The 22,973-nt window shown below is 60.4% G+C and carries 17 protein-coding genes, 1 tRNA gene and 2 pseudogenes; 11 read left to right on the forward strand and 9 right to left on the reverse strand.

All coding sequences use genetic code 11. The features are described 5' to 3' along the window. Nucleotides 1-3: 3 nt before the first annotated feature. Nucleotides 4-2,097, reverse strand: coding sequence for a type III secretion system export apparatus subunit SctV (sctV, locus tag A7317_RS03820; protein WP_024073272.1), 2,094 nt, complete (start codon nucleotides 2,095-2,097; stop codon nucleotides 4-6). Further along, entirely contained in the window at nucleotides 2,094-3,167 is a 1,074-nt protein-coding gene (sctW, locus tag A7317_RS03825; protein ID WP_069075224.1) for a type III secretion system gatekeeper subunit SctW, read from the reverse strand. Before sctW ends, sctV begins: the two co-directional genes overlap by 4 nt. A 261-nt stretch (nucleotides 3,168-3,428) precedes the next feature. Here sctW and A7317_RS03830 point away from each other — a divergent pair, with 261 nt between their 5' ends. The 5 genes and pseudogenes from A7317_RS03830 to A7317_RS03850 all read left to right on the forward strand — a co-directional run. Next, complete coding sequence (locus A7317_RS03830; RefSeq protein ID WP_024073270.1) at nucleotides 3,429-3,980, forward strand: RNA polymerase sigma factor; 552 nt, start codon at nucleotides 3,429-3,431, stop codon at nucleotides 3,978-3,980. A 415-nt stretch (nucleotides 3,981-4,395) separates the two neighbouring features. Further along, nucleotides 4,396-4,472: transfer RNA gene (locus A7317_RS03835), tRNA-Met, on the forward strand. A gap of 164 nt (nucleotides 4,473-4,636) precedes the next feature. Beyond that, nucleotides 4,637-4,902, forward strand: a pseudogene (locus tag A7317_RS29810) (Arm DNA-binding domain-containing protein); the annotation flags it as partial. 749 nt (nucleotides 4,903-5,651) lie between these two features. After that, nucleotides 5,652-6,695, forward strand: a complete 1,044-nt coding sequence (locus tag A7317_RS31285; protein ID WP_069075225.1) for a methyl-accepting chemotaxis protein — start codon at nucleotides 5,652-5,654, stop codon at nucleotides 6,693-6,695. Nucleotides 6,696-6,763: 68 nt separating this feature from the next. Continuing rightward, nucleotides 6,764-7,460: pseudogene (locus tag A7317_RS03850) on the forward strand (PDC sensor domain-containing protein); the annotation flags it as partial. A gap of 284 nt (nucleotides 7,461-7,744) precedes the next feature. Here A7317_RS03850 and A7317_RS03855 read toward each other — a convergent pair. The 7 genes from A7317_RS03855 to A7317_RS03885 form a co-directional block, all read right to left on the reverse strand. Then, nucleotides 7,745-9,097: an OprD family porin gene (locus A7317_RS03855; protein WP_069075226.1), complete on the reverse strand. Its 1,353-nt coding sequence runs from the start codon at nucleotides 9,095-9,097 to the stop codon at nucleotides 7,745-7,747. A gap of 262 nt (nucleotides 9,098-9,359) precedes the next feature. Continuing rightward, entirely contained in the window at nucleotides 9,360-10,127 is a 768-nt protein-coding gene (locus tag A7317_RS03860) for an ABC transporter ATP-binding protein (RefSeq protein ID WP_069075227.1), read from the reverse strand. A 6-nt stretch (nucleotides 10,128-10,133) separates the two neighbouring features. Further along, on the reverse strand, nucleotides 10,134-11,465 hold the full coding sequence (locus tag A7317_RS03865; RefSeq protein WP_024073251.1) for an ABC transporter substrate-binding protein: 1,332 nt from the start codon (nucleotides 11,463-11,465) through the stop codon (nucleotides 10,134-10,136). Between the two features lie 48 nt (nucleotides 11,466-11,513). Then, complete coding sequence (locus tag A7317_RS03870; protein ID WP_024073250.1) at nucleotides 11,514-12,581, reverse strand: branched-chain amino acid ABC transporter permease; 1,068 nt, start codon at nucleotides 12,579-12,581, stop codon at nucleotides 11,514-11,516. Nucleotides 12,582-12,602: 21 nt separating this feature from the next. Further along, nucleotides 12,603-13,484, reverse strand: a complete 882-nt coding sequence (locus A7317_RS03875; RefSeq protein WP_069075228.1) for a branched-chain amino acid ABC transporter permease — start codon at nucleotides 13,482-13,484, stop codon at nucleotides 12,603-12,605. 2 nt (nucleotides 13,485-13,486) lie between these two features. Further along, entirely contained in the window at nucleotides 13,487-14,287 is an 801-nt protein-coding gene (locus A7317_RS03880; RefSeq protein WP_024073248.1) for an ABC transporter ATP-binding protein, read from the reverse strand. Nucleotides 14,288-14,295: 8 nt separating this feature from the next. Further along, nucleotides 14,296-15,387 (reverse strand): AMP-binding protein, encoded by a 1,092-nt coding sequence (locus A7317_RS03885; protein WP_069075229.1) that lies wholly within the window; start codon nucleotides 15,385-15,387, stop codon nucleotides 14,296-14,298. 432 nt (nucleotides 15,388-15,819) lie between these two features. Here A7317_RS03885 and ssuD point away from each other — a divergent pair, with 432 nt between their 5' ends. From ssuD to A7317_RS03915, 6 genes are all read left to right on the forward strand, one after another. After that, nucleotides 15,820-16,965 carry an FMNH2-dependent alkanesulfonate monooxygenase gene (gene ssuD / locus A7317_RS03890; RefSeq protein WP_024073246.1) on the forward strand — a complete coding sequence of 382 codons (1,146 nt, stop codon included), beginning with the start codon at nucleotides 15,820-15,822 and terminating at the stop codon, nucleotides 16,963-16,965. Then, nucleotides 16,962-17,807, forward strand: coding sequence for an amidohydrolase family protein (locus tag A7317_RS03895; protein ID WP_069075230.1), 846 nt, complete (start codon nucleotides 16,962-16,964; stop codon nucleotides 17,805-17,807). Before ssuD ends, A7317_RS03895 begins: the two co-directional genes overlap by 4 nt. Nucleotides 17,808-17,886: 79 nt before the next feature. After that, entirely contained in the window at nucleotides 17,887-19,059 is a 1,173-nt protein-coding gene (locus A7317_RS03900; RefSeq protein ID WP_069075231.1) for an acyl-CoA dehydrogenase family protein, read from the forward strand. A gap of 214 nt (nucleotides 19,060-19,273) precedes the next feature. Then, nucleotides 19,274-20,701, forward strand: a complete 1,428-nt coding sequence (locus A7317_RS03905) for an LLM class flavin-dependent oxidoreductase (RefSeq protein ID WP_069075232.1) — start codon at nucleotides 19,274-19,276, stop codon at nucleotides 20,699-20,701. Nucleotides 20,702-20,732: 31 nt separating this feature from the next. Next, nucleotides 20,733-21,983, forward strand: coding sequence for an acyl-CoA dehydrogenase family protein (locus tag A7317_RS03910; RefSeq protein WP_024073242.1), 1,251 nt, complete (start codon nucleotides 20,733-20,735; stop codon nucleotides 21,981-21,983). A gap of 193 nt (nucleotides 21,984-22,176) precedes the next feature. Then, nucleotides 22,177-22,956, forward strand: a complete 780-nt coding sequence (locus A7317_RS03915) for a PhzF family phenazine biosynthesis protein (RefSeq protein ID WP_024073241.1) — start codon at nucleotides 22,177-22,179, stop codon at nucleotides 22,954-22,956. Nucleotides 22,957-22,973: the final 17 nt, after the last annotated feature.

Genomic DNA, 22,973 nt, shown 5'->3' on the forward strand with positions numbered 1-22,973 from the left:
GCCTCATGCCACCGCCTCATGCAGTTGACCATCGCCGGCGAGATCGAAACGCCCCAGCACCTTGACCTTCGAGGCACTCCCCAACTCGGCGAAAGACAGCACCGGCACATGATTGAACTCCTCCAACAACAGGGTCCGCAGAGGGCTGCGCAGGTCCTGCGCGACCAGCAGCACGCGCTTGCGCTTGAAGCGCATGGGGAAGGCTTGCTTGAGCAGGCTGATCAGCACCGCGCTGCTGTCATTGTCGAGGGCAAAAAACACCCCGGTCTGGGTCTGACGCAGCGCCTCACGCAGGATGTTCTCGGTCTGGGGCGACAGCAGCCAGGCATGCAGGCCGTCGGCTTCGCTGTACTGATGGAATATCTGCGACTTGAGGGCAATGCGCGCATAGTCGGCCAGGGCATCCGGCTCGCGCTCATGCTGGCCGTACTCGACCAGCGACTCGACAATCAAACGCACAGCCCGCAGCGGTACGCCTTCACTGGCAAGACGCTGCAACACCGCCGAAAAGCGCGACAACGGCATGATGCGTTGCAACTCCTGCACCAGTTCCGGCTGGCTTATTTCCAGCCAACTAAGGACCGACTTGCTCTCCTGTACCCCAAGAAACTGGGGCCCGCTGAGCATCATCGCGCGCTCCATGCGTTCCAGGATCAAGTTCTGCGCGGTGACCCGCTCCAGATGCTCATCGGTGAGCAGCGGATGATCCATTGCCAGCCACACCCACTCCTCTTCTTCCCGTGCTACCTGCCCGCGTACACCGTCATGGGGCACCTCGCTGAGCGCGGCATATTCCACCGCCAGCCACGGCCCCAGAGTGGCCCTGAGCACAGGCACCTCATGTACGCAAAAGCGCAGCTCATCCTCAGCCAGCACCGTAGAAAACTCGATTTCAAAGGGGGGTAGGGTCAAGCCCAGGTTGGCAACAAGCCCATTGCGGGTCTGGCGAATGCTTTGCATCAACTCCACTGCCAGGCGGCTACCGTTGAGCGCAGCGGGGAACTGCAGCAGGTAGGGCCGCGACGGGTCAAACGAACGCAGGTCCTCCTCACCGTTTTGCTCCGGGGCGATGGCGTCGCCATCCGAGCCCTCTTGCTGCTCCTGTTTTTTACGCTCGTACGCCAGATAGTAGCCAATCGACCCAGTCATCAAAGAGATGATGATGAACGTCACCGTCGGCATCCCCGGCAATGCGGCAAATGCCAGCATGCCCACCGACGCGATCATCCAGCTCTTGGGTTCGCTGGTCATCTGCCGGGCGATTTCGGCGCCCATGTTGGTCACGCCCCGGCGTCCGTCCGGGGCGACACGGGTGATGATCATGCCGGCAGTCAAGGAGATCAGCAGCGCGGGGATCTGCGCGATCAGGCCGTCGCCGATGGTCAGCACCGAATACAGCGCCATGGAATCGGCGGCGCTCATGCCGTGCTGGAACATCCCGGTGGAAAAGCCGCCCAGCAGGTTGATTACCACGATCACCAGGCCGGCAATCGCATCGCCTTTGACGAACTTCATTGCCCCGTCCATGGCGCCGAACAACTGGCTTTCACGGGACAGCTGCTCACGTTTGTCACGGGCCTGCGCGCCATCGATCAGGCCAGCGCGCAGGTCACTGTCGATGGACATTTGCTTACCGGGCATCGCGTCCAGGCTGAAGCGCGCGGCCACCTCGGCCACCCGTTCAGAGCCCTTGGTGATCACCAGGAAGTTGACGATGGTGAGGATCATGAAGATCACCAGCCCCACCGCCAGGTTGCCGCCGACCACGAAATTGCCGAAGGCCTCCACGATGTCGCCCGCGTCCTGCTCCAGCAGGATCAGGCGTGTGGTGGCGATCGACAGCGCCAGGCGAAACATGGTGGTCAGGAGCAGAATCGACGGAAACGAGGAAAACGCCAACGGCCCGGGCAGGTACAACGCCAGCACGATCAACAGGCAGGAAATACAGATGTTCAGCGCGATCAGGATATCCACCAGCCAGGTGGGCAACGGCACGATAAAAATGAACACGATGGCCATCACCACCACGGCGCCCAACACTTCGGCACGTTGTGCGACCTTCAGCAGCACCCGGTTGATAGACGCCAGCGCCGTCACGCCTTAGCCCTCGCGTCATCGCCAAGTCGCGGCGGCAGTTGTTCCAGACGGGTAAGCTCATCCATCACCAGCAAAAAGTTATGCAGGCCTTCCTGGCGCCCACGGCTATCGCGCCACAGGACTGATGGCAACCCCTTGAGCATCGGGTAGAGCGCGTTCAGCGAGGCCAACTTGCCGCTCGACGCCTCCCCCACCAATGCCTCCCCCAGGCGCTGGACTTCAGAGGCGGCGATACCATTTGCGGCATACCCCAACAGGCGCTGCAGCAGCACCACGGCGTCATGTTCGACCTTCAGGCGCAGGATCAACGACTGGCAGTTGCACAACACCCCGCTCAATTGACCACAGCTTTGCAGCCCCTGCAGCAGCGTGCGCAACTGCGCCGTCGGAACCGACGAAGTACAGGCCGCGATATCGTCCGCCAGAGCGCGGCGCATCACGTTGAGCCCGGTCGCGAACTGCTCTCCGCCGTACACGCCCAACAGGGACTGCATCATGCTCGCCAGGGATTGGCGCACCACCACGCTGGCGTAGTACAACGCGCGCACCGCCTGGCGTTCCTGGGGGTCATCACTGGCCGCCTGCAAGGCCATGGCGATATTCAGGCCAGCCTGGATCTCTCGCTTGTAGCGCATCTCCAGCCTGGCCAGGGCATCACGTGCCAATGCCGCTTCGGTCTTGCGCACCTCGGCTTCCGCCTGGGCCGTTATCTGCTGGAGTACCACGTAGGTACGCGCCGGATCGTTGCCGGTGAGTTCCAGCAGCTTGCCGACACTGGGTTGCTGCAGCAATTGCAGCCTGACACGTCGAGAAACCGAGGCCAGGGTAGCCTGGGCCGGATGCCCCAACTGGTCATACAGCTGGGACAGTTGCTCCATCGGGGTGACTCGAACGCCCATTGAACGCTGACTCAGGGCCTTGCTGTTAGACACCACTTCCTGACTGAAGAGGTTGGCGAGAGCGTCGACATCTGATGACACGGCAGGCGTTTGGGGGCGGGTGGCGCTAGCGGGGGCGGATTGATCCAGGCCTTGGAGCTTCTGCACATCAGGGAGGGATTCGACTTTCATGGGCGTGCCAGGACAGGAAGTGTGTGCTTGTGTGGCAAACAATCCCGTTACGGTTCCATTGAAACCCCTCTTGACCCGCTTTTTGAAAAGACCGGCACGGACTCAAGCGCCTTTTTGCAAAGCCTTGCGCAAAGCAGGCTGATTTCAGAATATTTATTTATATAAATCAATCAGTTATGTGTTTTTTCCGCTTGGCACAGGCAGTGCTAAAGGGCTTTCCGTCGAAACCATTTCGATAGCGTCTACCCTGAGGAAAAAATCATGGATATCCCTATTGGTGCTTTAGCTCACTTTGTCAGCGGCTCGCCTCAATTCATGCTCCACCTGACGGACGACCATCAGAAAAAACTCCGACGTTTTATCCACAAGCGTGTGCTCAACCCCGAAGACGCAGACGACATTCTGCAACTCACCTACCTGGAAGCCTGGCGCAACAGGGACCGCTTCAGCGGCCAGGCCACCCTCAGCACCTGGATGTGCGGAATCGCCCAGAACTTGATTCGCAACCACTTTCGGCGCCTGTACGCCAAACCGGTGCATTGCGAATTCGATGAAGCGCTGTGGCATGGCCAAGAGGAAAACCACAACCTGGATTGGGAGTTCGAGATCAACCGCCGGCTGGAAAAAACCCTGATCGCCATCAAGCACCTGCCGGCGGAGATGCGCAAAACGTTGTACGCCTCACTGGAGACCGACGGCAGCTACCAGGACACTGCCGACGCCCTGGACATCCCCATTGGCACGGTGCGCTCACGCTTGTCACGGGCGCGTGAACAACTCAAGCGCGTCACCCACAACCCACTGCACCCGTAAGCCAGCCTAGCTGGAAACCGTTGGGCGGCAGGGATATCTGCCCAACCGATCCAGGCCTTTTCCGCGCGTGGCAAAAAAATCGCCAGCAGCCCAAAGCCCCCCCCGCGATCCCCCCCACATCGTCTGGTACCGATTCCTGTGCGTACACCACCATCGCCAAGAACGCGCTCTGGAAATCACCGAAAGCCCAATGGAGGAGCAGGCTTGCTGTTCAATGGGTGGAGGTACAGGCTGAGACGGCGCTATGGCGAGCAAGCCCGCGCGCCCCTTGGATCTGCAACGCTATAAAGCCTGCACCCGCCTCGCCATTCGTCGCCGTCGCAGCGGTTTTCGGTTAAACAGTTGAAAGCGTAGATAAAAATTCAACAAAAACGCTTGACGCATTTCCGTTCTACGCGAATAATGCGCGCCACTTGGCTACATAGCTCAGTTGGTTAGAGCATAGCATTCATAATGCTGGGGTCCGGGGTTCAAGTCCCTGTGTAGCCACCAAGTACCGATCCATAGATGTCTACAGCAGTCTATGAATCACCTCAAGAAGCCCGCCTAGTGCGGGCTTTCTTGTTTCTGGCTGTTCATCTCTATCCCCCTATCATCCCCCTCCGCCTATGCCCACGTGTATGTTTCACAAATAATTGAACTGAAGACATACAAGGATGAAACGCACCGATATCAGGCGACGCGCCCTCTCGCTGGCACGACACTTTCCAGCCTGGAGCCTGAGGCCGGGGCATACCGCGAACTAGACAGGCCAGGGCTGTATTTCAGGGTCAAGCCAAACGGCCAAAAGTCCTGGGAATTACGCTACAAGAAGCCAGACGGCAAATGGTCATGGCTTGGTCTTGGCGGCTACCCGGAAGTGGGCGGCGCTTTCGCTCGGCAGAAAGCGGCTGATCTACGCGCAGACGCATCCCAATCAAGGGCCGGTGGTGCGCAGCGATTCATCCTTACTGGTCGCGCTTCACTATGAGAACCGTCCCGATCCCGTAAAAAATCGCGCCGAGAACAAGCGAAATTCCATAATTCGCCAGCACATTTGGCAAAGGATCACCTCGGTAGAGTTTCCAAAGGTGAAACGCTGCCATACCAATTGCGTAACCCCTCATATACTGCCAAAAACTAAGCTTCATCGTCTTTTCCCTTAGCTGATGATATTCCTGATGATCCGTGCAAGACCAAGTGGATTTCACGGGTAGCAACCCAACTGACAACCAGAACCAGAGCTATCTATCCGATCTGAACGATGCTCATGTGATTGCTCCACCCGAAGCAACTCCCTGCACTGCACTGCACTGAGTTTTCTGAATGAAACCGTCTAGGTTTGGCGCTTGATGCGCACAGGGTCAACCCTATGCGGCACGGCCGCCCTGCCCTCCTAGGACTGACCACGTCAAGAATGCCGTATTCAAACTGCTGAGTCTCTAGGCTCTTGCCAGCGCTCAGGGGTGCCCCATTCCTTACGACCCAAGCCAAGAGGGATCCGGGGCTTGAATATTTGGATTAATTTTTTCGGATTCACCTAATGGCCCAATGAAATCAGCCGATCTTGTTGTGAGAGGGGTCCCAACCTTCATTCGATTAGAGGGCAGCTATAGCCCAGTTTTGTATTTTCTTCGTTCATTGATAAGCAACCCACTGCCGCCATCAATAACTGGTAGAAGCAGAAAGAAAATGATCGAACCCGAACGGATCGTCTCCCTTTCCCGGGAAGTGGAGTCTCTGGCGAATCGTGGTGTCAGTGATATACAGGCAATCACTCGCCAAACTCGGTTGCTGGCAATCAATGCACTCATTGAAGCCGCCCATGCAGGCAAGGCCGGGATGGGGTTCTCGGTTGTGGCCGAAGAAGTCAAAAATATCTCCGAACGTATCTCGAAAATTGCCAGCGGGCTGACCGAAGACTTGCAGGTTTCGGTCAATGAACTGACAGCGCTCGGTCGCGGTATGTGCTTTGACGTACGGGGTCAGCGATTGGCTGATCTGTCGCTTAACATGATCGAGATCATCGATCGAAACCTTTACGAGCGCACATGCGACGTGCGCTGGTGGGCAACTGATGCATCGTTGGTAGACGCGCTGACCAATCGCTCACCAGAAAGCTGCGTCTATGCCAGCGAACGCCTTGGCATCATTCTCGACAGTTACACCGTGTACTTAGATATCTGGGTCGCTGACAGCAGTGGACGAATCATAGCGTCGGGCCGACCGGGGACCTTTGGCAGAGTCATCGGAGCCAATGTCGCGAACGAGCCTTGGTTTAAAAGAGCAATGCTTCACTCTTCAGGTGATCAGTATTTCGCTGGCCAAGTAACTGCCGAGCCGCTTCTGAACGGCTCACAAACCTGCGCATTCAGTGCGGCTGTGCGCAGCAAGGCCGGTAAACAGACGCCTGTGATTGGCGTTATCGGGATTTTTTTCGACTGGAAAAATCAAGCCGATTCCGTTCTAAAAGGAGTTCGCTTGAGCGAGGAAGAACGCCCGCGAAGTCGATTGATGATAATCGACGACAACCACAGGATAATTGCTAGCTCAGATACACAGAATCATCTGGGCGAAAGCGTCGAGTTAAAGACTAAAGCCACCCAATCGAGCGGATACAGCGTCCTGAGTAAAAACCTCATTCAGGGCTACTCGATAACGCCAGGCTTTGAAACATATCCGGGTATGGGGTGGCTAGGCGTAATCGAACAGCATTTGCCCTCGATTGACGCGTAACCCAAAGCGCTTGAGCGTTACCAACGCGCTGGACGAGCACCGCTAGCTCGCTTAGCAGATCTCTAAGCCTGGAAAACTATTTGACTGAAATGGGTGACTCTACCTCCACCAATATTCGCAACCTGCTGGAGGGGCGGATTAATTTGGTGAGGAATCTGGCGCAGAACATTGCCAGGGAGCCTGCCAATGCCGAGACGCTGATGGATGAGAGCGTCGTGACCTCAAGTTTTCTCACCTACTACCTAGGCAAGGTCGACGGCAGTTTCAGTATTCGTCCGAACACCAAGATGCCCGATGGTTATGACCCGCGCTCCCGCCCTTGGTACAAGGACGGTATGAACGCCAGCGGCGCCATACTGACTGAGCCCTATATTGATCTGGCCACCAACAAGATGGTCATTAGTGTCATCAGTAAGGTTTCCAGCAGCATCCGGCGATCTGGCGCTGGATGGCCTGGTGGAACTCATCAACTCGTTGAACTTTGGCGGCATGGGGTATGCGTTCCTGGTCAACGAGCAGGGCAAGATACTGGTCCATCCGGACAAAGCGCTGGTCATGAAGTCGCTTTCGGATTTGTACCGTACACACACACCGAAACTTTCCGGCGAGCTGACCGAGGTCCAGTTCAACGGGCAAGCCCGCTTGCTGACCTTCGCACCAATCAAAGGGCTACCTTCCGCCAACGGGTACATCGGCCTCTCTATCGATAAAGACAAGGCTTACGCGACGCTGAGCCAATGCCGATATTCGGCGGTGATTGCCACCAAAGATGCTCGAGGAGCGACAAGTCGGCGCGCGGGATTCGGTCAGCACCATGGGCGACAGCCAGCGCCATAGCCAAGACAGCATGGAAATCGCCAACCTGGTCGGCGAGCGCTTGAACAGCAGGCGGCACGGCTGAAGCATCTGGTGTGCAGTTTCCGCATCTGACCTATTCCAAGCACCGATCCATAGACGTTCACAGCCGCCTATGAATCCCCAAGAAGCCCGCCTCGTGCGGGCTTTCTTGTTTCTGCCATTCCACTCTGTGGCAGGAATGGATGGCGCGGTTACAGCATGCGCAAATCCAACGGGTATTCGACGATGACCCGCAGCTCGTCAACGTTGGAGTCGTAGTTACCGAAATCGCCTCCCACACGGTGCGTGGCTTGAAGTACCTGAAGCTTCAAGTCCTTTGCCGGGCCGCTCTGAACGACGTAGCTCGCCCAGAAATCGCGCTCCCAGTGCTTGCCGTCACTGACGCTATTGAACGCCGTGTAGCCGCCCGTTGCCCGTGTGCCATCAATGTTGTCACCGCGCAGGTAGCGGCCCGTGAGGCTAAGCCCCGGTAGACCCAACCCGGCGAAGTCATAGGTATAGCTGGCCTGCCAGGAGCGTTCGTTGGGGTTGTTGAAGTCCGACCATTGGGAGGCGTTGTCGAGTTCCAGGTCGTAGGTGTTCCACACGTAGTCGAATGGCGAGTCACCGCGCACTTGCTCGTATGCCAGCAGAAAACGGTTGAATCCGACATTCAGCCCCAGGTGAGTACTCCAGCTATCGTTATCGATTTTCCCGAGCAAGGCCTCGCCACTGTCACGGGTGCGGTAGTAATTGAGCCCCGTATCCCACGTGATGGTGGGGGTGAGCCTTTGCTTGAAGTCGACCCGGGCAAAGGACTGGTTCCAGACGTTATCCAGGCGGCTGGTGTGCAGCTTGAAACTCCAGTTGTCGTTGAAACGATAATCCGCGCCGATGTACTGGACATTATCCGCCCCGGTCAAGCGACCACCGTAGACCGTGCCCAGGTCGCCGCTATGGTTGACGCCGCTGCGATCGCTGGACGCCGTCAGTTTGCCGCCCTCAATTTTCAAGCCGGCGATGGAGGTGTTGTCGAAGATCAGACCGGTCAGGGTTTGCGGCAACAGGCGGATATCACCGGCATGGAGTACCGGGCTGGTTGGGGATACATCGCCGTATTTGACCACCGTATCGAACGCTCGCACCTTCACGGCGCCGCCGGCCTTGCCCCACTCATCCTTGGACTCGCCGTTATTGTCGCCTTTACGCGGAATCAACCCCGGCCCGCCGACACCGTTGCCCACCACGCCATCACCGCCGTCGAGCTTGACCCCGAACTGCCCGTAAGCATCGACCCCAAAACCCACGGGGCCCTGGGTAAAGCCGGATTCAAAGCGCCCGATCACCGCATGCGCCCATTCCGCCCGGCGACTCTGGGGCGCGCCCGTGTGAGGGTTGGTTGCACTGCTGCCATTTCGGAAGTCCTGACTGAAATAGAAATCCCGGTTGAGAATGTTCAAATGGCTATCTTCAATAAATCCATTTTCATTTTTATCACTGTCGGCCCATGAATAACCGGGCGTGGTAACGGCAAAAAACGCAGACAAAGCGGCCACTTTACGCATGATGTTCTCTTCAAATTATTAAGGCGGTAGGGATGCAAAAAATGCTGATCCTTTCGCAACAATCCGAAAATCATGCCAACCAAATAACAGCATATATTTCAATTAGTTAGACCAACTTAACGACTATTTTTCGGGCGTATTAATCCGCACTTTGTGAACTCGGTGTTGCACTGCAAACACTTGGCACACGTTAAACTTGTCTGGCGCACAAACAAAAAAAGGAAAGGCTTATGGCCTTTCCTTTTTCAACACGCAACACCGCCTAAGCCTGCGCAGCGCCCAGGTAATAGTTCTGCATTTGCTTACGTGTCGCCAGTTCGGCTGCCGAACCTTCATCCACTATCCAACCGTTCTCCAGCACAAACGCGTAATGCGCGTAATCCAGGGCGATGTTGATGTTCTGCTCGGCCACCAGCAGGCTCAACCCCTCATCGCGATTGAGCCGGGCAAGGATCTCGAAGATTTCTTCGACCACCTGGGGCGCCAGGCCCATGGACGGTTCGTCCAACAACAACAGGCACGGCTCGGACATCAGCGCGCGACCGATGGCGACCATTTGCTGCTCGCCACCGGAGGTCAGGCCCGCCAGGCGTTTGCGCAGCAGGCGTAACCTGGGGAAGTAGCCGTAGATGCGCTCCAGACGCTGGTTCAATACCTTGCGCGACGGTCGCCCGGAAAAGCCGCCGATCAGCAGGTTCTGCTCGACCGTCAGGTGGGTGAAGCAATGTCGCCCTTCAAGCACCTGGGCCAACCCCGACAGCACCAGGTTGGCGGGGTCGCTATCGGTGACCACTTGCCCTTGGTAAACCACCCGGCCCTCGGTCACTTCACCGCGCTCTGCGCGCACCAGGCTGGAGATGGCCTTGAGGGTGGTGCTTTTGCCCGCACCATTCGCCCCGAGCAACGCCACCATCTGCCCCTTGCCGACCTTTAGCGTTACGCCGCGCAAGGCGAGGATCGACTGTTCGTAGAAAACGACGACCTGCTCGACGCTCAGCAAGGGCGGGGTGGCGTATAGGCTCTGGCTCATCGGACCTTATTGCTCCTGGCTGCAATTGCGCGGGGTGATGCCTTTTTCCTTGGCGTACTGGGCGGCGGAAGCCTCGATGATCGGCCGCAACAACGCACGGTCGGCCTGGACCCAGTCGCTGATCAGGTTCCAACGCTGGCCGTCCCATTGCTGAAAGCGCACCGCACCGCCGCCTTCATGATCGGCGCACGACAACTTCAACGGCTGCACCAGGCCCTTGGCGCCCAATGCCTGCAAGCGCGCATCGTCGAGGTTCAGGTGTTCGAAGCCCCAACGCACCTGCTCGCCGGTCAATGGCTTGGCGCCGTATTTTGCCTGTGCAAGGCGCACGGCTTCGACGTTGAGAATGCCGTTCACCACACCGAGGTTGTAGTACACCGTACCGAAGCGCTTCGGATCGGCCAGGTTGCCCTTGCCGGCGTCCACCACGCTTTGCTTGATGCCCTGCAGCACCGGGAAATCTGTGCCGGAAGGGTGGGTAGTGATGGAAATGAAGCCTTTGGCGGCCGCGCCTGCCGGCACCACGTCCTCTTCCGAGTTGCTCCAGATGTTGCCGATGATGTGATCCACCGGGTAACCGACCTTTTGCGCGGACTTCAGCGCCACCGGATTCATCACCCCCCAACCGCGCAGGATCACCCAGTCCGGCTTGAGGCGACGGATATTGAGCCACTGCGATTGCTGCTCGTTGCCGGGGTGCGGCACTTCCAGCAGGGTCAGTTCGAAACCGGCGTTTTTCGCCAGGGTTTCCAGGACGCCATTGGTTTCCTTGCCATACGGCGAGCCGTGGTAAAGCACGGCGATCTTCTTGCCTTTGAGTTTGTCGGCCCCGCCTTCGCGCGTGCCGATGTAGTTGATGATTGCCGAGACTTCCGAATACGGGTTGAGCTGCAGCGGGAACACGTAAGGGAACACGCTACCGTCGGTGGAGTCGGTGCGACCGTGGTTGATGGTGATCAGTGGCAATTTGTCGGCGGTCGAACGTTCCAGCGTCGCGTAGGCAATGCCCACCGACAACGGGTTGGTCGCGGCGGCCGGCGCACCATTAAGGCCACCCTTGAGGCGCTCGTAGCATTCGACGCCCTTCTCCACCACATACTCCGTTTCGCACTCGCTCCAGGTCAGCTTGACGCCGTTCACCCCACCCTTTGCGTTGATGTATTGCAGGTAGTCGATAAAGCCGCCGAAGAAGCCGGTGCCACCGGCGGCGTAGGGTCCGACCCGATAGCTCTGCAAGGGGAAGTACTGTTCGTTGTCGGCGTGAGCGCCGGCACTGAGCCCGGCGGTGATCAAGGCCAAGCCTAATAGCAGGCGACGCAGCGGTGTGCGGTGAGTCATGAAGGCAATTCCTCGTGAACGAAGGATGGGGGTCAGGGATGAGAACAATCAGTAACGCAACGGCCAGATCCGGGCCCGTTGGCGAAAGCGTTGCCACAGTCGGGCCAGGCCCTCGGGTTCCTTGATCAGGAAAGCGATGATCAACGCGCCAAAGAGCATTTTCTGGATGTTTTCCAACTGGCCGGAATCGATCAGCCCGCCGGGCAACAGCCCGAAGAGGTTGGCCAGCAGAATCGGGAACAACACGATGAAAGCGGCGCCCAGGACATTGCCGAGCACACTGCCCAGGCCGCCGATAATGATGATGAAGAGCACTTGAAATGAGCGGCTGAGATCGAAGCCGTGGGGCTCCACCGTGCCCAGGTAGGCAAACGCCCACAGCGAACCCGCAACCCCGAGGTAAAAGCCACTGATGGCAAACGCCAGCAGCTTGGCCTTGAACAGGCGAATGCCGATCACGGCGGCGGCGGTGTCCATGTCGCGCACAGCCATCCAGTTGCGGCCCAACTCGCTGCGCACCAGGTTTTTGCCCAGCCAGAACAGCACCACGACCACCGCCAGGGTCAACAGATAACGCCCACGGGGCGAACTGAAATCCAGCCCCGCGATGAGCAGCGGTGGCGAGGTGATGACCCCGGAGGCGTTGTCGTTGGTAAACCAACTGAACCGGGTCAGTACCCACTCCACCACGAACTGCGCGGCCAGGGTCGCCACCAGCAGGTAAAAGCCCTTGATCCGCAGGCTCGGCAAACCGAAGACCACAGCCACCAGCGCAGCGATCACCCCACCCAGCGCGAAACTCACCAGCAGCGGCAAACCCGGCACGCGCAATTGCAGGTTGTAGGCGGCGAACGCACCCACCGCCATGAACGCCGCCGACCCGAGGGACAGCTGCCCGGCATAACCGGTCAACAGGTTCAACCCCAGGCCCGCCAGGGACAACACCAGCAGCGGCAGCAGAATCGCGCTGAACCAATAGTCATTGCCCAGCCAGGGCACCGCAATGAAGGCAAACCCCAAGAGCAGCCACAGGCCCACGCGGTCCTGGCGCAAGCGGAACGTGCGCCGTTCCATCGCATAAGAGGTGCTCAGTTGACCGGCTTCTCGATAAAGCATGAAGGCATTCCTTGAAAAAAATCAGACCCGTTCGATCGCCCGCTCGCCGAACAACCCGGCAGGCCGCACCAACAGAAACAGCAAGGCGAGGACGTAAGGCACCCAGTTTTCGATGCCACTGCCGATGACCGGGCCGAGGTAAATCTCCGCGACTTTTTCCGCCGCACCGATGATCAGCCCGCCGACAATCGCCCCGCCGATGGAGGAAAAACCGCCGATGATCAACACCGGCAAGGCCTTGAGCACCACCAATGACAAGGAAAACTGCACCCCCAGACGAGCGCCCCAGAGCAACCCGGCCACCAGCCCGACAAAACCTGCCACCGCCCACACCAGCGCCCAGATGCGTGGCAGGCGGATGCCCACGGCCAGGGACGCCAACGGATCATCGGCAACCGCGCGCAGCGACAAACCGACTCGGGTCCGGTTGAACAGCAGCGACAAGGCGATCACCAAAGTGGCCGCCGTTCCGGCAGCAAACAGGTCGAATTGCGAGAGCAACATGCCGCGGATTTCCAGCGGCTCATCGGCGATGCCCAATTCCAGACCGTGGACTTGAGCCCCCCATAGAAACTGCGCAAAACCTTCGATCATGTAGGACAGCCCGAGCGTGGCCATGAACAGGATGATCGGTGCTCGATTGACCAGGGGCCGCAGCACCATTTTTTCGATCAGCAACGCCAGCACCACCATGCTCGCCAGCGTGAGGACAAACGCCCACGCGAACGGGAAGCCGCGTTCGAGCAGGCTGACAAAGGTCAGCGCGGCGAACAGCACCATCGACCCCTGGGCGAAATTGAACACGCCGGAAGCCTTGTAGATCAGGACAAAACCAATTGCCACCAGGGAGTACATGACGCCCGCCAGCAGCCCGCCAATCAGCACTTCGAAGAAAAATTGCATGTTCAGTGGCTCTCCGCACGGGAACGCCGCGTGCCCAGGTAAGCGGCAATCACATCGGGATTGGCACGCACTTGCTCGGGCGTGCCATCACCGATCTTGCGGCCGTAATCGAGCACGACCACGTGGTCGCACAAGCCCATGACCACCCCGATGTCGTGTTCGATCAGCACCACGGTGGTGCCGAACTCGCGGTTGATGTCGCGGATGAATTGGCTCATCTCGTCCTTCTCTTCAGCGTTCATGCCGGCCATGGGTTCATCCAGCAGCAGCAACCTCGGCTCAGCGGCCAGGGCGCGGGCCAGTTCGACACGTTTCTGCAAGCCGTAAGGCAGCTTGCCCACCAGCACATGGCGCCAGGGGTGGATGCGCAGGAACTCGATGATTTTTTCCGCGTGACGGCGCTGCTCGTCGTCCTCGCGAGGCGCACGGCCCAGGCGCAGCACCTGCTCAATCCAACTGCTGCGGAGCTTGAGGTTGCGGCCGGTCAGCACGTTGTCGAGCACGCTCATGCCCTTGAACAGCGCGATGTTTTGAAAGGTCCGCGCAATACCGCGCTCGGCGGCCTGGTGCGGGCGCATACGGCGCCGGGCCTGTCCGGCATAGGTGACACTGCCGCTCTGGGCCTGGTAGACGCCGTTGATCACATTGAGCAGCGAACTTTTGCCCGCGCCGTTGGGGCCGATCAATGCACAGATTTCCCCGGCCTTCACGGCGAAACTGATGGAGGTAATGGCCTTGACCCCCTTGAACGACAGGGAGATGTCATCGAGCCGCAGTAATTCGGATTCAGTGGTTGCGCTCATGGGGCTCGTCAGACGGATTGAGAAATCAGGGGGATGCGGGTATCGGCAGGTTCCTGCCGGGCGGAAGGTTCCTGCCAGTTGCCCGGGTGGATGCCCAGGGCACCAAAAAAAGCGGCGCTCTCTTGGCTCAGCGCGGGCCCGACCAGCAACGGCACGCGCAGGCGGCTCATGCCCAACACATCGAGCAAGGGTCTGCGGATCAGCCAGTAGCCGAGCCAGCGGCGGAAAGCCTGCGCGTCCGGCACCATCGCCCAGCGGTACAACCGATGACCGAGCGTGCCGGGTAACGGCAGACGCTCTCGCGCCCACTGCTCCAGACGGGCATAGGACTCACGCGTGCCCAGCACCAGGGTTGGCCCCAACTCACGGCGGTCGGTGTCGCGCGTGGCCATGGCTTCCGGGAAATTCAGGCAGAACCCGGCACAGAGCCAGGGCGCCAGCAGGTAACGCGCCTGACCGCTGGCGGCGAACACACGGGCCGCCAAGGCTTCTTCGGCGCCGCTCAGGTGCTCGCGCGCTACCAGCTTGCGGGCGCCCCCCAGCAGCTGCGCATGGCTCAACCGTAGGGAAGGCCCGTGCGTATCGGCATGGAACACGAAGGCGATAGCCGCCGGCTCAGTCGCGCAGACCGGCGGTTCCGCCGCCACGCCAGAGAACAAATCGGCGTAAGCGCTCAACCCCTTCCCTTCACCGGCATTCAGGCCGCGCCCGTCGAGGAACAGCAGCACACGGGGTGGAAGATCGGCATGCCGGACCTGCTGCACGGCATCCAGGGCTTCGGCCAGCACGAAGCTCGGTCGCAGGCGGGCCAGCAATGCGCGGTTGTCGCGTTCGGGGTCCAGCAACGTGACACTGCCGCCCAGCCACTGCGCGGCCAGGGCCAGCAACAAAGCTTCGGAACGCGCCTGGCTGATGATCAGTAAATCGTCGTGGCGACCGAACCCGCGCTGATGCAGCGCTGCCGCAAGACGGCCGACATCCTGCGCCAACTCGCTCCAACTGCGGGCGTGCCAGATGCCCAGGCGCTTGTAGCGCAGGGCTATCGCCGAACCTCGGGTTTGGGCTTGCTGTAACAACGCCAGCGGCAGTGTCTGGGCCATGGGGACTCTCCTTCAGAGTGCTATACAGCCACTTTTGCAGTCTCCATGCCAAGATTTAAATTGTTATTTATCAACTAGTTATATTCATTTTGCGGAAACAATCATGTATTGATTTGGCACAGCCTGCTTAAAGCCTGTTGCCCAGCGAACACTTCTCTCTTTGCGCACAACTGTTTGCCGGGCAACAGCGTTTCAACACTTGCCCGCTTCCAGCGACAGTCATCGCCCCACATAAACCAATCATCACCTTATAAATCAATAAGTTAACGAATTGGTACGATGCTTGCTCTCTTGGAACTATCGGCCACAGCCACAGACTTGTTCCAACAAGCGCCTCTATAGAGCCGTGCCGGCCCTGCGTTGCACAACCTGCTGCCGTCTTACCTTACCCAAGGCAGCGGGCTTCTTATTTTTGCAGCGAGGAGCGTGTTGATGAGTCTTGATATCTTTTGGTTTCTGCCCACGTCCGGCGACACCCGTTATCTGGGCCGATCCGACAGCGGCCGCCCGGCCACCAACAAATACATGCAGCAAATCGCGGTAGCCGCCGAGAGCCTGGGCTATGACGGGGTGTTGATTCCCACCGGCAGCAGTTGCCTGGACCCGTGGATTACCGCCGCCAGCCTGGTACCGGTCACCCATCGCCTGAAGTTGCTGGTGGCGCTGCGCACCTCGCTGGGCAACCCCACGGCGTCGGCCCGTCAGGCGGCCACACTGGACCAGGCCAGCAACGGCCGCTTGCTGCTCAACGTCGTACCCGGCGGCGATGCCACCGAGTTGGCCGCCGACGGTATTTTCCTCGACCACGACCAACGCTACGAAGCCGCTGGCGAGTTCCTGACCGTTTGGCGTCGCTTGCTCAGTGGCGAGGTGGTGGATTTCACCGGCAAGCATGTGCGCGTCGAAGGGGCGCAGAACTTCTTCAAACCCATACAGCAACCGCACCCGCCCCTGTATTTTGGCGGGTCGTCCCCTGCTGCCCATGAACTGGCGGCCCAACAGGTCGACGCCTACCTGACCTGGGGCGAACCGCCGGCGGCCGTGGCCGCGAAAATCGCCGATGTGCGCGAGCGCGCGAAAAAATATGGGCGCACGCTGCATTTCGGTGTGCGCCTGCATGTGATCGTGCGTGAAACCAACGAGCAGGCCTGGGCGGCGGCCGAAGAACTGATCAGCCACCTCGATGACGATGTCATCGCCGACGCGCAAAATAATTACGCCAAGATGGACTCCGAAGGTCAGCGCCGCATGGCCGCCCTGCATGGTGGACAGCGCGACAAGCTCGAGGTCTCGCCCAACCTGTGGGCCGGTGTCGGCCTCGTGCGCGGAGGCGCCGGCACGGCGCTGGTGGGCGACCCTCAGACCGTGGCCAAGCGCCTGCAGGAATATGCCGACCTCGGCGTAGACCGCTTTGTACTGTCCGGCTACCCGCACCTGGAAGAGGCTTTCCGCTTTGCCGAACTGGTGTTCCCACTGTTGGGCAAACAGCCTGTCACGGTCCGCGACCAAGTACTCACCGGCGGCGCGTTCGACGTGCGGGCCGGCCACACATCGGTCAAGGACGAGGCCACGGCATGAACGTGATTGATATGCGCTGCCGCCCGGCGTACCTGCACGATTTTTTCGGCGCCACCCCAGGCAGCGCCGAGACCGCCACCGCCCGCTGGCTGAACCGGCGGGTGGGCACGCGTGGCGACGACGAGCACTTCGCCCGCTCGCGCACACCCCAGGGGTTTCTCGATGAAGTGCGCGACGCCGGGTTGAGCCGGGCGGTGGTGGTCGGTCGGCACACGCCCGGCCAGCATCTGCCCAACGACCTGATTCACAGCATCGTGCGCGACCACACTGAGTTGCTCGGCATCGCCAGCATCGACCCGGCGCTGCAGGGTATCGACGGCGCGCTGGGCGAGATCGAGCGCGCCATCTCGGCGCTGGGCCTGGCCGGGATCGACCTGGAGCCAGGGTTTGGCGAACCGGCCAGGCAGCCGGATAACCCGTTGTACTGGCCGATCTACGAGCATTTGCAGGCACACGGCATTCCGCTGTTTCTGATGAGCGGGCCGACCACCCCGGACCCCGCCTTCAACAACCCCGAACACCTGGCCAAGGTCGCCCGGGCGTTCCCGCAGCTGTCGATCGTCTGCTACCACGGCTACTGGCCCAACGTGCAGCAAGCGCTGGGCGTGGCGTTTCGCTACCCGAACATCTACCTGGTGCCGGACATGTACCTGTTCCAGCCCGGCAGCGACGCCTACGTGCAGGCGGCCAACGGCTTTCTGGCAGAGCAGTTGCTGTTCGGCTCGTCCTATCCGTTCCGCCCGATTCGTCAATCCATCGAGGATGTCCTGCGCCTGGGTTTCAAACCCGAGGTACTCGACAACGTCCTCTACGGCAATGCCGCCCGGCTGTTTGGGCTGTAGAACACCTCGCGCTACACGCTGGGACCGGCCGTCATCCAGGGGCGGCCCGGCGCCGTTTTCAACTTCAAGGAGTTCCCCTGTGACCACCCCCAACGATCCTGTGCTCGTCGCCCGCCGCCTGGCGGCCGACTGGGCCAGTACGGCTGCCGAGCGTGACGAGCGCGGCGGCACGCCGAAACGCGAGCGTGATGCCCTGCGCGACAGCGGCCTGTTGACCCTGAGTATTCCCCGTGAATTCGGCGGCCTCGGCGCCAGTTGGAGCGACACGCTGAACATCGTGCGCGAGTTCGCCAAGGTCGACAGTTCGATGGCCCACGTGTTTGGTTTCCAACACTTGATGCTGGCCACTGTGCGCCTGTTCTCGCGGCCCGATCAGTGGCAGCCCTGGCTGGAACAAACCGTCCGCCAGCGCTGGTTCTGGGGCAACGCCCTCAACCCGCTGGACACCCGTACCGTGGCCACGCGTATCGACGGCGGGCGGGAGTTTTCCGGGATGAAGAGCTTTTGCTCCGGCGCCAGCGACTCCGACCGGCTGATTGCCTCGGCGTTGGAGGACAGTGGCGCAGGCAAACTGCTGATCGCCGCGATCCCTACCGACCGCGTCGGCATTACCCTGCTCAACGACTGGAACAATATGGGCCAACGCCAGACCGACAGCGGCAGCGCCCGTTTCGAACGCGTGCGGGTGGCCGAGGATGAACTGCTGCTGGACCCGGGCCCGCTGAGCACGGTGTTTTCCGGGCTGCGGCCGCTGTTGGCGCAACTGACGTTCGTCAACCTGTTCCTGGGCATTGCCGAAGGCGCCTTTGAGCAGGCGCAGCACTACACCACCCACGAAGCACGCGCCTGGTTCAAGTCCGAGGTCGACCGGGCGGTCGACGACCCATATGTGCTAGCCCACTACGGCGAGTTCTGGGTCGGCCTGGAGGCGGTACGCGCCCTGGCAGAACGGGCCAACGCGTTGTTCGACAACGCCTGGAACCGCGGCGAACAGCTGCGCGCCGAGGAGCGCGCGAACCTGGCCCTGGCCATCGGCAGCGCCAAGGTCCATGCCACCCGGGTGGGCCTGGACCTGAGTTCGAGGCTGTTTGAGGTGACAGGCGCCCGCGCCACCCATGCCTCGCGGCGCTTTGATCGCTACTGGCGAAACCTGCGGACCCAAACCTTGCACGACCCGGTGGACTACCGCATCCGCGAACTCGGCGAGTGGGCCTTAAAGCAGAAACCGCCAACGCCGAGCTTCTATTCCTGAGGCTCGCGATCACGGCCAGGCAGGGTCGGTGTTCGCCACCATTCACCAAAACAACAAAGTGTTACCCAGTGATAGGCGCCCAGCCCAAAAGCCGGCAAAAACCCAGGTATTACAGCCCTTTAGCACTCGGCATGAACTATGCAATCACCCCTTTAAACCACGATTGGACCGCCGTGCGTGCCCCATGAATCAAGACAACTGGAGTTAATCGACTATGGCTTCCCGCATAATCCTCAATGCGTTTGAAATGACCTGCGTGAGTCATCAGGCCGCGGGCACCTGGCGTCACCCAGACAGCCAGGCATGGAAATACAAAGACCTTGATTACTGGGTGGAGTTGGCCAAGCTGCTTGAGCGCGGCTATTTCGACTCGGTGTTTATCGCTGACGTCGTCGGCGTCTATGACATCTATCGCGGCTCGGTGGAAACCTCCTTGCTTGACGCCGATCAGGTGCCGGTCAACGATCCCTTCTTTCAAGTGCCAGCCATGGCCACCGTCACCAAGCACTTGGGCTTTGGCGTGACATCGGCGCTGACCTATGAACAGCCTTACGCCCTGGCGCGAAAGTTCTCGACCCTCGACCATCTGACCAAGGGCCGCGTGGCGTGGAACGTGGTGACCTCGTACCTCAACAGCGCGGCGGTCAACCTGGGCCTCAAGCAACAGATCTCGCACGACGAACGCTATGACATCGCCGATGAGTTTCTGGACGTGACCTACAAACTGTGGGAAGGCTCCTGGGATGAAGACGCGGTGCTGCGTGACCGTGAGCGCGGGATCTTTACCGACCCGAGCAAAGTCCACCCGATCGGTCACAAGGGCAAATACTACGATGTGCCGGGCATCCATTTGTCCGAGCCGTCGCCACAGCGCACCCCGGTTATTTTCCAGGCCGGCGCCTCCAGCCGTGGCCGCGCCTTTGCCGCCAAGCACGCCGAAGGGGTGTTCATCAGCCCGGCCACCGCAGAACAGGCGCGCGAGGTGTCCGATGACATCCGCAACCGCGCCGTGGAAGCGGGCCGTAGCCGTGATTCGGTCAAGGTGTTCACGCTGTTGACGGTGATCACCGCTGAAAGCGATGAAGCCGCGCAAGCCAAATACCGCGACTACCTGAGCTATGCCAATGGCGAAGGCATGTTGTCGTTTTATGGCGGCTGGACCGGCATCGACTTTTCCGAATACGACCCGGACCAACCCCTGGAGGCGATCGACAACGACAGCATCCGCTCGGTGCTGGAACTGCTCGCCACCGCCGACCCCGACCGCAAGTGGACGCCACGCGACATCATCAAACACCGCAGCATCGGCGGCCTAGGCCCGGTGTTGGTGGGCGGCCCGAAAACGGTGGCCGACGAGATGGAGCGCTGGGTGGACGTCGGCGGTATCGACGGCTTCAACCTGGCCTATGCGATCACCCCGGGCACGTTCGAAGACCTCGTTGAGTTCATCGTTCCGGAGCTGCAACGCCGGGGCCGTGTCCGCACCTCCTATGAGGGCGACACCCTGCGCGAAAACCTGCTCGACGGCACTTCGCCGTATGCCGCCGACGACCATCCGGCGGCACGTTATCGCGGTGCATTCAAAACCGGCGCCAACGCCACCGATCACACCAAACCGTCCAAATTCTCTGACCTGACTTGACGCTTATCTGCGCTGAAGAGGAATCCATTCCATGTCCAGTTTCGCCACGCTGAACACACTGTCTGTCGGTACGGATTACGCAGCGCTCGCCGCGCGTTTTCGGCCGATCTTTGCGCGTATTGCCGAGGGCGCGGTCGAGCGCGAACGCACTCGCACACTGCCGTTCGAACCGATCAAATGGCTCAAGCAAGCCGGGTTCGGCGCCGTGCGTGTCCCGGTCGAATTCGGCGGGGCCGGCGCCTCGCTGCCGCAACTGTTCCAACTGTTGATTGAACTGGCGGCTGCCGACTCCAACGTGACACAAGCCCTGCGCGGGCATTTTGCGTTTGTCGAAGACCGCCTCAACGCCCAGGCATTCAGCCCGCAGAACGCCTGGTTCGGGCGGTTTGTGGCCGGGGAGCTGGTCGGCAATGCCTGGACCGAAGTCGGCGACGTGAAGATCGGCCAGGTGATTACCCGCATCAGCCGCCAGGGCGAGCAATGGGTCGCCAACGGCACCAAGTTCTACAGCACCGGCAGCCTGTTCGCCGACTGGATCGACCTGTACGCCCAACGGGATGACACCGGTGCCGATGTGATCGCGGCGGTCCGCGTGCAGCAACCGGGTGTGCGTCAAAGCGACGATTGGGATGGCTTCGGTCAGCGCACCACCGGCAGCGGCACTTCCGTGTTTGAAAACGCAGTGGTTGAAGACGACCACCTGATCGACTTCTCCACGCGCTTTAAATACCAAACGGCGTTTTACCAACTGACCCTGCTGGCCGTCCTGGTCGGGTCGGGGCAGGCGGCCGTGCGAGAGGTGGCCCAACAGGTACGTGTTCGCACCCGGGTGTTCAGCCATGGCAATGCCGCGGCGGTGCGTGACGATGCGCAGGTGCAGCAGGTGGTCGGCAAGGCCTCGGCGCAGGTCTACACGGCCGAAGCGGCTACCCTGCGCGCCGCACAGGCCTCACAACGCGCCTACGTGGCGCACTTCGCCAAGGATGCGCAAGCCGAACGCGAGGCCAATATTGCGGCAGAGCTGGAGTCGGCCCAAGCGCAAGTGGTGATTGCCGATCTGGTGCTTCGCGCCACCAGCGACCTGTTCAACGCCCTTGGCGCATCCGCCGCACGCACGAGCCTGCAACTCGACCGACACTGGCGCAATGCGCGCACAGCGGCCTCACATAATCCATTGATCTATAAAGAGCGGATCATCGGTGACTGGGAGATCAATGGCACCGAACCGCCCTACGTGTGGCAGATCGGCGGTGGCGGCCAGCAAAACCACGCGCAGAAATAGCGCCGGACTGTGTAAACCGCGACCTGAAAATGCCCCGGCCTGTCGGGGCATTTTTTCTGAGACACAGAAAAAACTCCGCCGCCCCCTTCCCTGCAGCTTGCATGCGCGCAAAAAAACACGCCTTCTGTATTTTGACGCTCCCCAGAGCCCGCTGTTAGTGTCCAGCCTCCCACCACGCATGGAGTACACCACGGTGAAACTGGACATCTACCAAGTCGACGCCTTCAGCCAACACCCCTTCGGCGGCAACCCCGCTGCGGTGTGCCCACTGACCGAATGGCTGAGCGACGCGCAACTGCACAACATTGCCGCCGAAAACAACCTCTCGGAAACCGCGTTCTTCGTGCCCCGTGGCGACTTCTATGAGTTGCGCTGGTTCACCCCGCAAGTCGAAGTGGACCTGTGCGGCCATGCCACGCTCGCGGCGGCGTGGGTGTTGATTCACCAGTTGCCGGATGCGCCTCAAGTGCTGCGTTTTGCCACTCGCAGCGGTGAGCTGCGGGTCACGCGCGAGGGTGATGAACTGGCGATGGATTTCCCTGCCAAAGCGCCGCAACCCTGTGAGCCGCCCGCCGGGATGTTGAGCGCCCTGGGGATTGAAAGCGCCGAGGTGTTCGGCACCGATGACTACATCGTGTTGCTGGAGGACGAAGCCCAGGTCGCCGCGCTCACGCCAGACTTTGCGCGACTCAAGGGCCTGCCCAAGCGTGGGATTGCAGTGACGGCCAAAAGCGCGCGATTTGATTTTATCTCTCGTTGGTTCGGGCCGAACGTGGGCGTCAATGAAGACCCGGTCACCGGTTCGGCGCACACGTCGCTGGCACCGTTCTGGGCCGAGCGCCTGGGCAAGTCGACCCTCACGGCGGAGCAAGGCGGCACACGCAAGGGCCAGTTGCGTTGTGCGCTCAAGGGCGACCGGGTGATCATTTCCGGCAAGGCGGTGCTGTATATGCAAGGCACGATTTACCTGTAGAACGCAGTAACCCACGA

The sequence above is a fragment of the Pseudomonas fluorescens genome, assembly GCF_001708445.1.
GTDB classification, from domain to species: domain Bacteria; phylum Pseudomonadota; class Gammaproteobacteria; order Pseudomonadales; family Pseudomonadaceae; genus Aquipseudomonas; species Aquipseudomonas gorinensis.

Bases quoted from the DNA above. Each gene is read 5' to 3' on its own strand.
- sctW (WP_069075224.1), bottom strand. From the start codon at position 3,167: ATGAAAGTCGAATCCCTCCCTGATGTGCAGAAGCTCCAAGGCCTGGAT.
- A7317_RS03830 (WP_024073270.1), top strand. From the start codon at position 3,429: ATGGATATCCCTATTGGTGCTTTAGCTCACTTTGTCAGCGGCTCGCCT.
- A7317_RS31285 (WP_069075225.1), top strand. From the start codon at position 5,652: ATGATCGAACCCGAACGGATCGTCTCCCTTTCCCGGGAAGTGGAGTCT.
- A7317_RS03855 (WP_069075226.1), bottom strand. From the start codon at position 9,097: ATGCGTAAAGTGGCCGCTTTGTCTGCGTTTTTTGCCGTTACCACGCCC.
- A7317_RS03860 (WP_069075227.1), bottom strand. From the start codon at position 10,127: ATGAGCCAGAGCCTATACGCCACCCCGCCCTTGCTGAGCGTCGAGCAG.
- A7317_RS03865 (WP_024073251.1), bottom strand. From the start codon at position 11,465: ATGACTCACCGCACACCGCTGCGTCGCCTGCTATTAGGCTTGGCCTTG.
- A7317_RS03870 (WP_024073250.1), bottom strand. From the start codon at position 12,581: ATGCTTTATCGAGAAGCCGGTCAACTGAGCACCTCTTATGCGATGGAA.
- A7317_RS03875 (WP_069075228.1), bottom strand. From the start codon at position 13,484: ATGCAATTTTTCTTCGAAGTGCTGATTGGCGGGCTGCTGGCGGGCGTC.
- A7317_RS03880 (WP_024073248.1), bottom strand. From the start codon at position 14,287: ATGAGCGCAACCACTGAATCCGAATTACTGCGGCTCGATGACATCTCC.
- A7317_RS03885 (WP_069075229.1), bottom strand. From the start codon at position 15,387: ATGGCCCAGACACTGCCGCTGGCGTTGTTACAGCAAGCCCAAACCCGA.
- ssuD (WP_024073246.1), top strand. From the start codon at position 15,820: ATGAGTCTTGATATCTTTTGGTTTCTGCCCACGTCCGGCGACACCCGT.
- A7317_RS03895 (WP_069075230.1), top strand. From the start codon at position 16,962: ATGAACGTGATTGATATGCGCTGCCGCCCGGCGTACCTGCACGATTTT.
- A7317_RS03905 (WP_069075232.1), top strand. From the start codon at position 19,274: ATGGCTTCCCGCATAATCCTCAATGCGTTTGAAATGACCTGCGTGAGT.
- A7317_RS03910 (WP_024073242.1), top strand. From the start codon at position 20,733: ATGTCCAGTTTCGCCACGCTGAACACACTGTCTGTCGGTACGGATTAC.